We start from the raw sequence: 15,119 nt of genomic DNA, 5'->3' as shown, positions 1-15,119 counted from the left end.
TTATGTGGCTTTTTTTTGAAAAGGGTCTTTTATGTGACCTCTATAACGAGAGATGAAGAAATTTATCGTTAGACATAAAGCACGGGAAGAGATGAAAAGTCAAAAATCTTTTCGACAAAATACATGTCTACCATGCCTTTATTTTTGGCATTGATCTTTCCTCTGTGTAGGCATTTGAATTTTTCTTTTACCCGTTCGTAAGTTGACTGGCTAATGTTGATTCTTCCTTCCTCACCACAACTCTCCATGCGGGAAGCTACATTCACGGTATCGCCCCATATATCGTAAACGAATTTCTTAGTTCCGACCACCCCTGCTACCACAGGCCCGGTGTGAATGCCAATTCTCACCTCGAAATAAACTTGGCCAGCAGAGAGCTTTTCTTGTTTGCGCTTCTCAATAAAGGCAACTATTTCAAGGGCGGCACAAATCGCCATTACTGCATGATCGTCTTTTGGTACGGGCAGGCCGCTGGCGCACATATAAGAGTCCCCAATGGTTTTAATTTTCTCAATGCCGTAGCGACTTGTGATGCTGTCGAAGGAACTGAAGCACAAATGAATTTCTTCTACCAACATCTCCTGCGGCATTTGAACAGCCATTTGTGTAAAATTGTGAAAATCGGTAAACATTACTGTGACTTCCTTAAAGTAACGGGGCTGTGTAAATCCGGTAGCCTTTAATTCTTCCGCGGTTTCGTAAGGAAGGATATTCAGCAGTAGTTCATCAGACTTTGACTTTTCTTCAGCCAGTTTTTGCTTTTGGTCAGTTAGTAGAATCTCCTGGTAGTTGCTTTCTGTTTTAAAATATAACACAATCAGAAATGAAACAATAAATAAGAAAAAATGATTGGCGATGAAGATGTCGGAAGGAAGAACAAAGATCGGCTTCATCACCGTAAAGGAATATTTGCAAATCCAGAAAAAAAGAAAGTTCAAAAACAAGTACAGAAGAACGACCCTTGTTTTTTTGAACAATACCGCTGCCGCCATGCCGCTTGGCAGCAATAAGTATTCGGCAGCATCTACCCTGCCATGCGTGATGGCAAAATAACTATAGCAAAGAACGTTATAGATGCAAAACAGGTGGCACGACAAGGAATGCTTTTTGTGCTTGTTCAGTAACAGGATGCAGAGATAAAAAATAGCTGATTGAAATGATTCCCAGTACACGACTTTGAACGCAGGTTCAGTATTGTTGAAAACAAAGCAGGAATGGGCAAGGAATCCCATGATGCAAATGCCGTTTAACAGGCGGATACGCTTTCTGTCCCACAAGGCCATGTTGCCATCAACGCCAAGATTGATAAGAAAGCTCCACCAATAAGTGAACCACTTGCCCATGTTTGTTAGCATTGAGACCATTTTCTCTTTAAAAGAAACATGGTTGCTTTTCATAGTTGCTTTGTTTTAAGGAATGTTCAAATGGTCTTGCCAATACTGGTTAACAAAAATTTTATCCGGGTCCATTTTGGCCCTCAAATCCATAAAGGCCTGCCACTTCGGGTAACGTTTCTCTAAATAAATATGGTTTTGCGGACTTCCTGGCTTTGGCAGAAAATAGCCCCAGTGCAAACGGAAGCCAATCTGGTTCACAAAAAACAAATCCCAGAACTGCTGAAAGTAATCGCACGGTTCTTCGGTAGCAGCCAAGAGCGAATAAAAATTGATGCGTACCCATTTTTGATTTTGGTCCTTGCTATAACCAGGGCTTAACCAAAACAAATCACTTTTACCACCTAAGATCTCGTTCACATAACAAACATTAGCGGTGTTTTTATTGATCATGTTCGCGTCAATCAAAAACTGCTCCCGGTAAAATGCTTCCAGCATATTCATTACTTCGACTGTTTGTTCAAGCGGTACCCAAACCTCGGTACGATTTGCGAGCAACAGGTTGTTGCTGTATTCGTTTTTATCATTGTTCAAACCATTCAGCCAATCGTCCCAAAACTCCTGCGGCGGATTGGCAGGTATATTATGCGACGGATCGCCGTCGTGATTTATTGGCATGAAAAAGTTCAGCAGTCGCGTATAAAGTTTTGGCCATGCCGCCTCGGCTATCTTTTGCAGCTCTTTTGTTTTACGGCCCTCGCCTTCTTTAAATTCTATTTCATTACCCAGATCGAGCAGAATTTTTGGCCATGTATCAACCACTTTAAAGATGGCACTTACCGCTAACTCCGTGATCAGTTCAACCACCGCTTTTTCCCTGTCGCCAAGGTTCGACGGAAGAAACGAAGGATAGAAGCCGGGACGGTAGGGCTTTCTTTTAAATTTATCGGGCTTCGGGCCTGTTCGCTCGTCGTACTCGCCGGGATCTGTTGCCGTCGGCTTTTTCATTTGATGCGCCTGCCATATTACGATGCGTTTAGATTTTTGCTCTTGCTGCTCTTTCTTCTCTGGATCTCCGGCTCGTTGGTCATCGTTGCCGGGGGCAGTTGATTCTGCCTTTTTCATTTGCTCTGCCTGTCCAATCGCAATGGATTTGGTTTTTTGCTCCTGCTGGTCTTTCTTCTCCGGGTTTAGATCTGAAACCTCAAAAGGCCACCAAATCAAACGAGCAAATTCAACGTCTCGCAATACATCTGTCAGCCCTGGCAGACGATCAACCTTTTGCGGTCCGGTGGGTTCTGCTACATACTTAGGGATGAACAACGTATCATCATTTATAACCAATTCCTTTCCTTTGATGTGAAAGAAATCCACGCACTTTAGTGTTACGGAATAGATCACGCCCATCAAACCCATCGAAACTACAACACCGTAAAAATCATCGTTAGGATTCTCAGGTACAGGACGTGTATATGTTTTAAAGTTACCTGTTCCATCTACCAGGCTTACCGAAATCACAGCCTCCAAAAAAGAGTGATGTGTGCTGCCCGCTGCCGACCCGGTGCTCAGGAAACCGCCAACTGTTTGGTGAATGGCATCGGCTACATTGGGTATGGCAAGACCGGCTTCTCTTAACTGGTAAAACAAGCTATTGTCTTCGGTCGAAATTTCCGAAGGATCATAGGGATCAAAACCAAGATTGCATCCCGCCTGCACGGTCACTTGTTTCTTATCCTTATCAATATCAACGCGACGCATTAGACTCAATATGATAACGATCTCCTTCGGATCATTGTTCTTGCCTCCCGGTTCGAAGTGATCGGTATAAATGCTTCCCTTAGCCGATTGCCCGGCCCCTCTTACTCTTATTTTTTTGGGATGCAGCTTGCTCGCAATTGCATACTCGATGAGTAGCTTGATTTGATATTCATCTTTCGGCTGATAAAAGCCGTTTGCATCAGGCTCTATGGGCGCCGATGGAGGAGGAAATTTCGTGGGCGGATCCGATGTTTTAAGGCCTAAATGTTCTTTCCAATAATTGTTCAGGAAAATTCCCTTAGGATCGTATTTTTTACGCAGTTTTAGAAAATCATCCCATTTATTGTACTGCTTCTTCAAATACCCCGGTCCCAGGTTTCCCCAGGCTGGCGGCAGGTATTTCCCCCAATGCGGACGGAACTCAAAATCAGCCAGCTTCTCCCAAAACAAAGGAAAATAGTTCTCCTCCGGTTTGTCCGAATTGCGCTTGAACCAAAACACATCCACTCTTAGCACATCGGTTTTGTAGGAAGGACTCAACCAAAAATCGTTAGCTTTTGCTGCATACAATTCAACACAAAAAGAGCCATCAGCAATGCGTGGATTGTTTTCTTTATCGTAATAATTCTCAAATAGCTTGTTCAGTGATATTAATACGTCATCCACAACACCAGGCTTGTTCATCGGGATCCACAATTCGGTAAACTCCACCGGAAATAAATTGTCGCCAATACCGTCGTCCATTGGCAAACCCTGGTACCAGGTATCCTGGAACGTTTGCGGCTCACCGAAGTGGGTTGCACTTTCGTGGTTGGTAGGAACAAAAAAAGGAAGAAGTTTGGGAAAAATAGTATCGTAGTATTTCTGACTAACAAGCCCATTCAAATTCTTATATAGTAAGGTGTTGGTACCCAGAAGGTCTCCAAGCCATTTCGGCCACCGCCCAATGGCCGTGTATGCGGCATCGGCGAGAAATACCGGCAATAATTTTGAGCCAAACAAAGGTTCGAATTCCAGGTAAGGCTTTCGTTGATAAGGTTCGTGCGGCCCCATTCTTTCGGCCTGCCAAACCACTACCCTGCCTCCATGAGGTTGCGGGTACCAAAGAATCCTTGTGTACTGCGTATTGTTAAGGAATGTTTGCAACGGAATCTTCCCCCCCTGTACAAGGATATCAATAGGGCATTCCTCAATTGACGTAATCGATTCCTGTCCCTTGATATAGTATTTTTCACCCAGTATAAATTTTGCAGAAACGATAATGCCCAGCAAGCCCATAGAAACGCCGACTGCGTAAAAAAGATCTTTGTCCGCCTTCATTTTAGCGTTTCTGCTGACTGTGATCGGTTGCGGGTCATCCGAATTAGCAGGAACGAACGTGATGCTTTCCAGTGCATCCCAGAAAGAAAACTTTATACTTCCACCCGATGAACCGGTAGAAAGAAATCCGCCTACTGTTTGATGGGTAATGCCTCCCATATCGGGCAAGGCACATTCTTCAGCATCCAACTGGGCAAACAGGCTGTTTGTTTGTGAAGAAATACCAGTCGGGTCAAAGGGATCGTAGCCCAGATGGCAACCTGCTTCCACAATAACAGTTCCTGCTCCCTTATCTATCTTAACGCCGTTCATCTTTGAAAGCATGATACGAATGGTCTTGTCAAAGTCCCCGGTGTTGTCAGGCTCCCGGGATGCCTCTACCGAATGCCCGGCACCGCAAACACGTATTTTCAGGTCGTTTTTTCTTGCTTTCTTAATAAGGCCCTGCAGATCGGTAAGTGTGGCCGGCAGGTAATAAATCCGGTTGTTGACTTCAACTGTATCCATTGCCCAGCAATTTGTTTTAGTATATAAATCGGAGCCGGATTTTTGCGTCGCAAAAGGCATTCAAAGGAAGTAGATAAGTATTTCCTTAACAGTACAGAACGAGGGGTTAATTCAAGAGGCGGGACAATAAAATGAATATATAATAAAATTATTGAAAGAACAAAGTTCTAATCAGCCAATTCCGGAATTAACGATTACGAAACCAGGCTGCTTTAAAATCAGATAGGTGTATATGCTTTTTCCGTTAGCTTTTAGATGCGCACAAACACATTAGTTTTTTTGTACATTAGTAGAGCTGTTTATGCTTTGTGACGTTGGCCTAACGTACATAAACCACTTACCAAACAACATGAAAAATTTTTTTATCTCGATTTTATCCGCGATTCTCGATTTATTTGACCGCGGTTACAGCCGCGTGATTGACGTTCCCAAACCGAAGCCGTATCCAACACCTAAGCCTTCGCAAATGATTGCCGGAATAGAGCAGGCAGAGCTTACCCTTCCACCCGGTTATCCCATGTCAGGATACAGTATAAACGGGCGGATATCACGTGGGTACTGGATACGGCCGAAAGCAACGGCCTTATACCTGCGTGATGAAGACGGAACACCATTTGTTTTCGTTACAACTGATCTCTGGGCCATTACGGAAGCACAAAAGATGGCTGTATTGGAGGCATTACACAAAGATCCGACGACCTGGTTTATCGGTGAAAGCGAATTGCTGCTTTGCGCCATACATGCACATCATAGTTCTGGTACGATTGAGTTTGATAAGGCATTCGCTTCGACCTCTATCGGGTTTGGACTTGATGTGAAGGCATTTGACTTTACGATCGAAAAAATCGTTTCCGCAATTAAGGGCGCAGTAGGTAAGGCTGAAGCAGCTACCCTTACTTTTTCATCTGAAACGATTGAGGGCATTGCAAAAAACCGGAGTCCCCTCGCCTATTTTCGCAATCACCCGGGCGAGCGGCAAGAATATATACCGAACAAAATGAAACCCGAAGAGAATAAATTCTACAGGTCGGAAGAAGAAAAAGAGTCAACAATTGATCAGCGGTTTACTGCTATAACGATAAAGAATGCCCAAGGTGTAATCAAAGGCATCCTTGCTTCTTACCCGATGCACCCGACCGCAACCGGAGACGCCACTGAGGTGTATAGCGCAGATGTTTTCGGGCTTGCATCCGGCAAAGCCTCACAGGAACTTCCCGACAATCCCATAGTAGCGTTCTATAACGGAGCCGAAGGAGACGTTGCTCCGAAGTACAAATTGCATAACCGTCGTGATGCAGTAGACATATCCGAGTGCCTTTCAGGAGCCATCAAGCGGGCAGGCCAGTCAGGCGAACAACTATCGCTGAACGGGAAAATCATACACCGTACAGCAACAATCGACATTGCATCAAACCAAACTTCAGTGGATCCCTTCGACGCAGATTGTTATCCGGGACCGCACACAGTGGCAAAAAGAGCTGCCAAGCCGGTTGTTGGCGCTGCTGTGTTTGCCGGCGCCTCAGATGGCAGAACCTCGCTGAGTTCATTTGGCATAAGCGACGGCGTTGTGAGTAAAAAATGGGACCCTGTGCAAGGCCATAAAATGCCGGCCATCCAATTCTTATCGGAGGCTGTATTGGGACAAGTCCTGCCTGGATCCATCAGATTCCTGGCAGAAAAGCTGGTCAAAATAAAACCCAAATCACAACTGCACATTAGCATTCATAAGGTAGGAGAAGTCTGTTTCGTTGGAATTCCAGGCGAGTTTACAACGATGCTGGGGCGACGCGTACGGAAAACAGTCGCAACAAAATTGGGTTTAGCAAAAAGTTCTATTTCTCTTGTTGGACTTGCTGATGCTTATATCTCCTACGTAACCACACCACGTGAATACGAGGGACAGTTTTATGAAGGAGCCTCCGATTTTTTTGGAATCTCAACGGGACCTGCCTTTGTGAATGCGTACAGAAACTTAGCAGGTAAAGATCCGGACAAGGAGGAGGAGAGACAAGGAAGAAAAACCCGTTTTTATGCGGGCAAAGCTGTAACGTTCGGCCCCCGGCACCTTGGCGAACTTCAAACCTGGAATGCCGGGGAAGGATTACACAATCTGTTAGTTTCAGCGGACGGGTCTAGTGTTTATTCTCATGAGATTCCGCCTATAAATCAATATGATTCTGCAAGAGGGCCGATACCGATTAAACCATATGAAATCATCGCCTACTCCTTTCCAGATCAGGTAAACTCAATAAATTCAACTACGTTTTATCCAACCATCGTAATTCAAGGAGAAGATGGAACAATAGTTCCTCTCTCGGAACATATTCTCACCGTTGATCAATACAACAAATCGCAGTCTGTCTGGACGGTCAGGATACTCAACACATCGCGGCTTGCTGACGGGAAAACATACCAGATTGCCGTGATCCCACTTTCCGGTAAAGTGCCGCCCGTATCATGCCCTTTTCGAGTAGAAGGCTTTGGAGTAATGTAATCAGCGGATGTGTTGTTTACACTATGGTTGGATAATAATTGCGTCAGTTCTTCATACTTCAGGATTTGTTTAGACTACTTAGTTAGAGGCTATTTTAATTCTTTATTACAAATCCCAGAATGCGCAACGAAGAGTGGTGAAGGTGCATTTACAGACTCCAGCCTTGAAATTATTTAATTATGATGCCAGTACTATAAAACTAAATGGGCAAGAGATTAAATACATCATTCAAGTTGTCCAATCCATTCCAAATTGCTTCTCTCACGGTATTGCATAATTTAATTTTTTATAATATTTTGTTTTATCCGCCGGAGTACTGTAGCATAACCATTACTGTGTGGTACCACTTAGTTAATCAATCACGTACTTACCTGAAAGCAACCGTTTTCGTGCCTTGCTGAATACGGCAACCACATTACAATGTTTAAATCAACTTTTTCAAATGGAACAACCCTCTTCGATAAAACAGAGAAGTGTCGATGATTATGTTGGGCTAAGCCGGTCCCTGGCTGTCAACCACCTCAAAACGGAGGTAAAAAAATCGGAAACAAAAACTGATGTTTTGCAAGAACAGGGAGCCATTAAAACCACAGCCGGTCGAAAACTCCACCTGTTAAAACAATTCATGATGGAACGCCTGTGGGACTGGCTTAAGTTTTATATCATCAATCGTTTTGGTGAAAGACATGACTTTCAAACCTACAGCGATGGAATTAAGGGCATTTATCGATTGGACGCTGACGAAACTATAAAAATCGGCATCCTTAGCGACTGGGCCACTTTTACGGAAGAATCTTGCGCCCTTGCCAAACGCATGAATGATATTCACGATCCCCAATTCACGATACACATTGGCGACACTTACTATGTGGGTGAACCCAAAGAAATTGCTGCAAACTTTCTTGGTGAGAATAGCCCCTGGATTAGAGGCTCCAAAGGCAGCTTTGCCCTACTAGGCAATCACGAGATGTATGCGCGGGGGATTTCTTATTACCGGGACTTGTTGCGAACATTAGGCATGAGGAAGGCGGACGGAAGTTACCAAGGACAGCAAACTTCTTTTTTCTGTCTTGAAAACGATCATTGGCGCATCCTGGGACTTGACACTGGATACAATTCGATTGGTAAAATTCCTCTTCTGGAATTGATTCCTTTTCTAGCACCCAACTGTCGCTTTGAAGAAGCGCTTATGCATTGGTTGGACAAAGACGTGAAACTGCATCCTAATGACAAACGCGGCATTGTTGTGCTGACGCATCATCAATACCTCACAGCTTTTAAAGGTGAGGGTGAGTTTACCCAACCTGCTAAGCAACTGGCAAAACTACTTGGTACCGACAAACCCATTCTATGGCTTTTTGGTCACGAGCACAAGTTTGCCATGTACCACAAAGCTCAAATCAACGGGGGTGTCGCGGCTTATTGCCGCTGCATTGGTCATGGAGGCATGCCCATTGAATTCAACAGGGCATTCAAATTGGACAATGGAAAAAATGGGTTTTCTAAACTGGCTGTTGTGGACAACCGGCGGAAGCAGGGTTCTCCTTTTGGCTACAATGGATACGCTTTGCTAAGCCTGCAAGGCAACCGGCTGAACATCGATTATTATGATCACCATGAACAAATCGTTGGTGAAGAATGGCTTTCTTCCAATGGTACAATCAAGGGGCATGTCAACTATGTGATCCCAAGTTTACAATCTTCATATTTCAGCTCCGGAATGGAATGGTGAAAAGAGCCATTTCTCTCTAAAAGCTGTTACGAGTTCAGTTTTCGAAACTTTTTGACATTGGCGCCGGTGTGCTTGCCCAAGACTTTCATCTTTGCAGCAGTGACCCTTCCCATCCCAAAGAACTTTTCGACAGTCAGCGCTTCCTTAAAGGCTTCGACTTTGGAGGTTCCGATGAAGCTAAAACCGTCTGGCTTTTGCAGATCAGAGGCAACCTTGGCGAGAAACTTATTGATGGAGACACCCACGGAGGTGGTTGCTCCAACTCTTCGATGACGCGGCGCTTGATTTCCTTGGCAATCTCCAGGACTGAACCAATCCCTTGCTTGTCACGGTGACATCCAGCTAGGCTTCATCCAATATCTAAAACCTTTTAAAAAATACTCTTTTCGGGTTATTGCTTTCGGTGATGTTTTGGGTTAATATCAGACCGCAAACCTAATTTATGAGAAAATCGAGCAAAAGAGGGGCAATTATATTTTCACTAATTGGCTTCATACTATTGTCATTTGCAACATTATTGGAGGAGAAATATCATGAAGTTCCTGTCGTAAGTTTCTTTATAAATCTTGTAGGGCACATTGGGATCGGTTTCATAGTGATTGGAGTACTGAGTATTCTTGTTGAAACAAGTCATTGGGTTGACTACTTCAAAGAAAGGCTGACCGAAATTGTTATTGATCGTAAGTACCTGGGAAATCTCTCGCAAGATGAACTGATAAACCTACAAACAGACATATTAAAAGCTTTCTAAAAAAATGATGACATTGGTGGCAGAGATGGCTTCCTGCAGTATTTTCAACAAAATGTCCAAAGATTTGTTGCCTCCCCTTTCAGGATCAATCTCGTGTCAGATAGACGAATTGAGTACCCAGACGTCGATAAGAAAGACCGGGTAAAATCTGTAGAGATACTAACCTGGAATTGTAAAGCCAATAAAGGCAGAATTCAAGAATACCTGGGCTGGGATCCTAACGAAGGTGAGGTTGAAACAGTAATGGATATAAAACTTAGACTTGAACATATAGCCATACCGGGCGGTTTTGACGAGTTTTCATATGACGATTTGAAGAAAACTGGTGTTACCAAAACCGGCGGTATCAACTTTTCTCTGGAGAAGTACATTCATTTTGACGACCTAAAAATCAAACTAACAATTGAAACTATTGCCGCGACGAACAAATTTTGGGCCTGGCGTATGGGGCATCCGTCTAGAGGAATTACTTTGACTGTACGCTATCCTGCCGAATTGAGTATAAACAGAGAATTGTATGGAATTGGCGACGATTGTGATGAAAATAATGACAAGGGGAAGGGCTATTACAAATTGAGCTCGCAAAAATGGGTTCTTCCAAGAGAGGGCGTAGTATTCGAATTGGTTTGATATGGTACTGTACGCGCCGATAAAGTTGGTTCTTCTTCACTTTGGATGGAAGATTAATGGTATACCAAGTGCAATTTCATACAAAAACACATTCCGCAAAGCGGCTTGCGTCATAGCTGGACGGCTCAGTAGCTTGCATTTCTACACGCTTGCTATGATCTTGTGCCAATTGTTGAATTTACAAGCCGGTCATTTTACCCTCCGCCACGCAGACGTCAAAAAAGGCGTAGTTACCCTTGTCATGGAAAGCCGCTCGAAGCGATGCCGCTGCCCACTTTGCAATCAGTTTTCTAACCATGTGCATAACAAGGCAAGTTGTAGAGTACTGAAGTTTCTAGCTTTAAAACACCATTGGCAAAATCGAGCGATGTCACCTCCTATATATCCATACCGCATATTGCACGAAACCAGCAACTTAATCATTCGGGAAAGAAGCCTGGTCACGAATGCTACTGGAGATATTAGCGATAAAACATGAGCAACTCTCATATGAATACTACGTTGTATCGAAGGTTTTCTATTTCTGGGAAGATTTTATCCTACCGTCTTTTTACATAAAAGAACCCGATTATCTTTGCTTTAGTTCTCAAAACGGGCCAAAACGACCCAAAGCGTGACTCGTTCACTGGTTTGTCACCTGTTGAATATTTGCATACGTAAGTTGCTGATAAATATTTACTTATTGTCGAAAGCTCGAGTCCCAGCGGGATCACAGAGTAAGTTTCAAAATCAGTCAATCCCTTGCAGCGATATTTATACTAAGGGCCATTTTGAGTGATGGTGTTCGACAATCGTCCTGTCAGCTATCCTACTGCTCCTTTCATCTACGATGTATCGAAGGTCGAAGCGCTCGATTCCGCCTTTGATGTAAGCGGTTTAAGCCATAGTACTAAGTGGAATTAAAAATCGATACTCCGTACCTAGCTAGGGTACCGATAAGGTGATGGCGTATGCATTTCAGCCAACAGAGACAAAACGGCTGGTTCCGGCAACTGCACCGTTCACAAAAGTTGTCCCGGGAAGCGGTCCTCGCCATCTCACATTTCACCCAAATGGAAAATATGCTTATCTCGTGGAAGAAATGGCAGGCGCCGTAGTTGTTTACAACTACGACAAAACCACCGGGAGATTCGATTCCCTGCAGCAGATTTTTACTCATCCGGAAGGGGCGAAAGCACCGTTCGGGGCAGCCGATATTCACATTCCGCCTGACGGAAAATTCCTGTACGTCTCCAACCGAGCCAACGAAAACAACATTGCTATCTTCTCTATTTCTCCGTCCGGAAAACTGAAAAACATGGGTTACCAGTCCACCCTGGGCAAAGTGCCGCGGAACTTCACCCTTGATCCTTCTGGTAAATTTTTATTGGTTGCCAACCAGGAAAGTGACAATGTTGTTGTTTTCAAACGAAACAACCGAACAGGAATATTTACAACTACTGGTATCCAAATCAGCATACCAGAACCGACTTGTTTGAAAATGAAAAATTGCCAGTGATTTAGGTTTGCAAAAGAAAGTTCGGTATAGCAATTTTATTTTTCAATTCAATCAGAACAGGGGTTACGAAACGGCTACAAAGTAAGTTTAACCCAACAAGTCACCGAAAATCCCATTCCACTTCTCTCCTATCCATTTCCATCATTGGCTGAATCGAGCGATGTGACCTTCGATCTATCGAAGGTGGATGTACACTATTCTGCGCGGCAACCTATAGACAGCACAGCAAATTGTTGAATACGGAAACTTCATTTTACTAAACACCAATGGCAAAATCGAGCGATGTGATCTTCGGTGTACCGAAGGTCAGCTATCAAGTCCCTTTACTGAAAGTCAAAGCAAAAGATTGAATACGTTATCTCAGTTGTTCTTTCTATCAGATTCAGCACCTTTGGCAAATCGAGCGCTTCGACCTACGACACACCGTAGGTATCGAAATTACCGATTGTTTTAGCCTTGCCTATCTTGCTTAAAGAAAGCCGTATATCTTTACAGCAGTTCTCAAAACGGGCCGAAACGAGCCAAAGTGTGACTCGTTCACCGGTCTGTCACCTGACGAAAGTTTGCATACGTAAATAACTGATATGCATTTACTTACTTCTGAAAATTTGACTCCCGGCGGAATCACTGCGTACATTTCAAAGTCAGCGGGTCTCTTGCAGTGATGCGTGCGCCTTGTGTCCGTGTCCCGGCTGATATTCCTGGTCCTTGAAAAAGTTTTGAAAGACTGCCCGGTAAAAACCCTTACCTGACAATGCTGTTTGCAATCTGTATGTCAGCAAAGTTGTCAACCTTGTATCAGTAGGATCCGCTATTCATGGCCTCGGGGAATAACCACCAGGCAGCCCCACTTTTTATTTAGCAGCCAATCCAACAGCGCTCACGGGAAGACCACCAAGATTTTGCAGAAAACCAAGGCCACTGTCGTGATCGACCGAGAAGGCACTAATGCTTTGACTTCTGGAATTCAGCACATACAAGTATTTGGAATTATTGCTTAAGGCGGCATCAATGGGCCCACTGATCTTTGTATTGGCAGCAACCGCTCTTGCTACCTGTAAAGAACCACCATGGCCGGCAAGAAAAGAAGAGACAGTACTGCTACCGGCATTCGTTGCATAGGCATATTTCCCGTTGTTTGTGAGCACCACCCAGCAAGCGGCTGTTTGGCCTGCCGATACCGGACCGTCCAGCAACGTAATCACCCCCTCCTCATCAACCCGGTAAGCAGAAACCGAACTACTGCCAGGTGAACCGCCGGCTTCAGAAACATAAAGCAGCCCATTGGTGCCAACGGCAAAGCCAAACGGGGTGGCATTGGCAGATGGGAGCGTGTGTATTGTACCCGGGGTACCGTCTCCGTCAATGGTATAACTGAGAATGGTATTGGCCGCTTTTTCTGTGATCACCACCCCTTTCCCCTCCCTTGCAAAAGCGATTTCTGCCGGCCCAGCGCCTGACGAACTCAACGGCCTGGCAGAACCTGAAAGCGGCTCTAAGCTTCCACCGGCATCAAGGGTAAAGCCAGAGATGTTCCCGCTTCCACCGGCATTCACCACATAAACCAAGTTCCTGTATACCGCAACGCTTACCGGCAAAACACCACCGGATGGCACCGTCGATTGCCATCGAAGATCACCGCCGTCTGAAACAGTGAAAGAACTGACCGAGTTGCTTGCGGCATTGACCGCTAGCAAAATATGCCTATCCGCCGATAACGTGATCGCCCCCTGACTCCCCAAACCACTCCCGGTTCCACTCCCCCCCGTTGCATAGGCAGCTTCATATGTTAGCGTGCCTGTCACCGAACGGGAAAAGGCTAACACCCTGTTTGCTGCCACTTCATTGCTCAAGGTGTACACATAGCCGACGCTTGTCTTTTCTTTGGCCCCTTCGCTTTTGCCTGCTTTTGCGGCCAGCGCTTCATTGGCAGGCGTACTCATTGTTTCTTTTTTACAGGAGAAAACCAAAGATGAACCCGCGACCGCAAGGGCCAGAAAATACCTGCTCTTTTTCATACAATTTGTTTTTGAGTGAGGAAAATTGTCAATGCCTGTTTGGTCTTCCAGGGCAGAGAGAAAGCATGTGGTTTGCACAAGGACGATCAATGTCTACGCCGTGTAAAAGATTTCAGATTCAGGAGTAAAATCCAGTGGTTTTAAGGGGTCGTGTGGGGCATGCCGACGAGAGATCAGCATGCATCACCTGCAGTTCCTCTGGGCCGACGCGCCTTAAAGCACAAATTTGCACTTCTCTTATTTACGTCGCTTCTTGCCAAACAGTTTTCTCAACGCGAATCATATGCAGGCACTCCTCCTTGGCAGAAAAGACAGGGTTACGCTTCCTTCGTCTCACTGATTGAGCCGAAGCACCTTGCTGCAGCCCAAGGAAATTTGGACAATGACGCCCCTCCACCTTCCGATGACATTCCAAGGCGAAAGTGGAACCAGCCAGTTGAACAGTTTTCCCTCAACTCAGAAGCGCCGTTTTAACCTGCCTCTATTAAATTACAAAATAATTGAATAACGAAGCCCTTGTCTGATTCGATTCCCGGGAGAGACAGAGACCATCGACCAGCTCTTGAACCGCTTCTGAGAAGTTTGATGATCGTTTATCAGCAAAACGCTGATTTCATCTATCTCTGTGACGGTCTTCCTTGTCCATGTTCGATCACTGTTTGCGGTCATTCACCCTCCTGGCAGGTATTTAAAAACCGCAAAAGGAAATAGCGGATAACAAGCAGCTCACCAGAAAAGCTGGTCACTCTAGAGGAGTTGGGGCGAGGCACAGATTGCTTCGTCAGGAAGCAATCTCCCAAACAAAAGAAGAACGCACCCGAGCAATAACTTCCTACCTCTTACACTGTTGGGATTTTAACAATGATCCGACACCCTTCTCCTTCGGCCGTCAGGTGGAGCTGACCGAACAGTTATCGAACACCTTATTACAAGAATTGATCATGTTTTGTCAGTTAAAATATTGATTTTGCGATATTTATACTAAGGACCATTTTGAGTGATGGTGTTCGACAATCGTCCGGTCAGCTATCCTACTGCTCCCTTCATCTACGATGTATCGAAGGTCGAAGCGCTCGA

The 15,119-nt window shown here is 44.8% G+C and carries 9 protein-coding genes; 5 read left to right on the top strand and 4 right to left on the bottom strand.

Annotated features, from left to right (window positions below; translation table 11 throughout):
• Positions 1–68 precede the first annotated feature (68 nt).
• A complete protein-coding gene (locus D6024_RS26800; RefSeq protein WP_240410083.1) occupies positions 69–893 on the bottom strand; it encodes an adenylate/guanylate cyclase domain-containing protein in 825 nt (274 codons plus the stop codon).
• A 516-nt stretch (positions 894–1,409) separates the two neighbouring features.
• Positions 1,410–4,919 carry a D-arabinono-1,4-lactone oxidase gene (locus tag D6024_RS17460; RefSeq protein ID WP_162944845.1) on the bottom strand — a complete coding sequence of 1,170 codons (3,510 nt, stop codon included), beginning with the start codon at positions 4,917–4,919 and terminating at the stop codon, positions 1,410–1,412.
• A gap of 349 nt (positions 4,920–5,268) precedes the next feature.
• Here D6024_RS17460 and D6024_RS17455 point away from each other — a divergent pair, with 349 nt between their 5' ends.
• Positions 5,269–7,413, top strand: a complete 2,145-nt coding sequence (locus tag D6024_RS17455; RefSeq protein WP_162944844.1) for a neutral/alkaline non-lysosomal ceramidase N-terminal domain-containing protein — start codon at positions 5,269–5,271, stop codon at positions 7,411–7,413.
• Between the two features lie 442 nt (positions 7,414–7,855).
• A complete protein-coding gene (locus D6024_RS17450) occupies positions 7,856–9,145 on the top strand; it encodes a metallophosphoesterase family protein (protein WP_121356042.1) in 1,290 nt (429 codons plus the stop codon).
• A 26-nt stretch (positions 9,146–9,171) separates the two neighbouring features.
• Here the strand turns inward: D6024_RS17450 and D6024_RS17445 are convergent, their stop codons facing one another.
• Positions 9,172–9,390, bottom strand: coding sequence for a hypothetical protein (locus D6024_RS17445; protein WP_121356040.1), 219 nt, complete (start codon positions 9,388–9,390; stop codon positions 9,172–9,174).
• A 197-nt stretch (positions 9,391–9,587) separates the two neighbouring features.
• Between D6024_RS17445 and D6024_RS17440 the strand changes: the two genes are divergently transcribed.
• From D6024_RS17440 to D6024_RS17430, 3 genes are all read left to right on the top strand, one after another.
• Complete coding sequence (locus D6024_RS17440; RefSeq protein ID WP_121356038.1) at positions 9,588–9,896, top strand: hypothetical protein; 309 nt, start codon at positions 9,588–9,590, stop codon at positions 9,894–9,896.
• Positions 9,897–9,989: 93 nt separating this feature from the next.
• Positions 9,990–10,526: a hypothetical protein gene (locus tag D6024_RS17435; protein WP_121356036.1), complete on the top strand. Its 537-nt coding sequence runs from the start codon at positions 9,990–9,992 to the stop codon at positions 10,524–10,526.
• Between the two features lie 940 nt (positions 10,527–11,466).
• The gene (locus D6024_RS17430; RefSeq protein ID WP_121356034.1) at positions 11,467–12,024 is read left to right on the top strand and encodes a lactonase family protein; all 558 of its coding nucleotides are present in this window, start codon (positions 11,467–11,469) and stop codon (positions 12,022–12,024) included.
• 854 nt (positions 12,025–12,878) lie between these two features.
• Here D6024_RS17430 and D6024_RS17425 read toward each other — a convergent pair.
• A complete protein-coding gene (locus D6024_RS17425) occupies positions 12,879–14,042 on the bottom strand; it encodes a lactonase family protein (RefSeq protein WP_121356032.1) in 1,164 nt (387 codons plus the stop codon).
• Between the last annotated feature and the right edge of the window lie 1,077 nt (positions 14,043–15,119).

Origin of the sequence: Flavisolibacter nicotianae (genome assembly GCF_003628535.1) — a bacterium.
Classification (GTDB): Bacteria; Bacteroidota; Bacteroidia; order Chitinophagales; family Chitinophagaceae; genus Flavisolibacter; species Flavisolibacter nicotianae.
The sequence above is the reverse complement of the archived record's forward strand: the minus strand, read 5'-3'. Positions and strand labels throughout refer to the sequence as shown.

Bases quoted from the DNA above. Each gene is read 5' to 3' on its own strand.
- D6024_RS17425 (WP_121356032.1), bottom strand. From the start codon at position 14,042: ATGAAAAAGAGCAGGTATTTTCTGGCCCTTGCGGTCGCGGGTTCATCT.
- D6024_RS17455 (WP_162944844.1), top strand. From the start codon at position 5,269: ATGAAAAATTTTTTTATCTCGATTTTATCCGCGATTCTCGATTTATTT.
- D6024_RS17460 (WP_162944845.1), bottom strand. From the start codon at position 4,919: ATGGATACAGTTGAAGTCAACAACCGGATTTATTACCTGCCGGCCACA.
- D6024_RS17440 (WP_121356038.1), top strand. From the start codon at position 9,588: ATGAGAAAATCGAGCAAAAGAGGGGCAATTATATTTTCACTAATTGGC.
- D6024_RS26800 (WP_240410083.1), bottom strand. From the start codon at position 893: ATGAAGCCGATCTTTGTTCTTCCTTCCGACATCTTCATCGCCAATCAT.
- D6024_RS17450 (WP_121356042.1), top strand. From the start codon at position 7,856: ATGGAACAACCCTCTTCGATAAAACAGAGAAGTGTCGATGATTATGTT.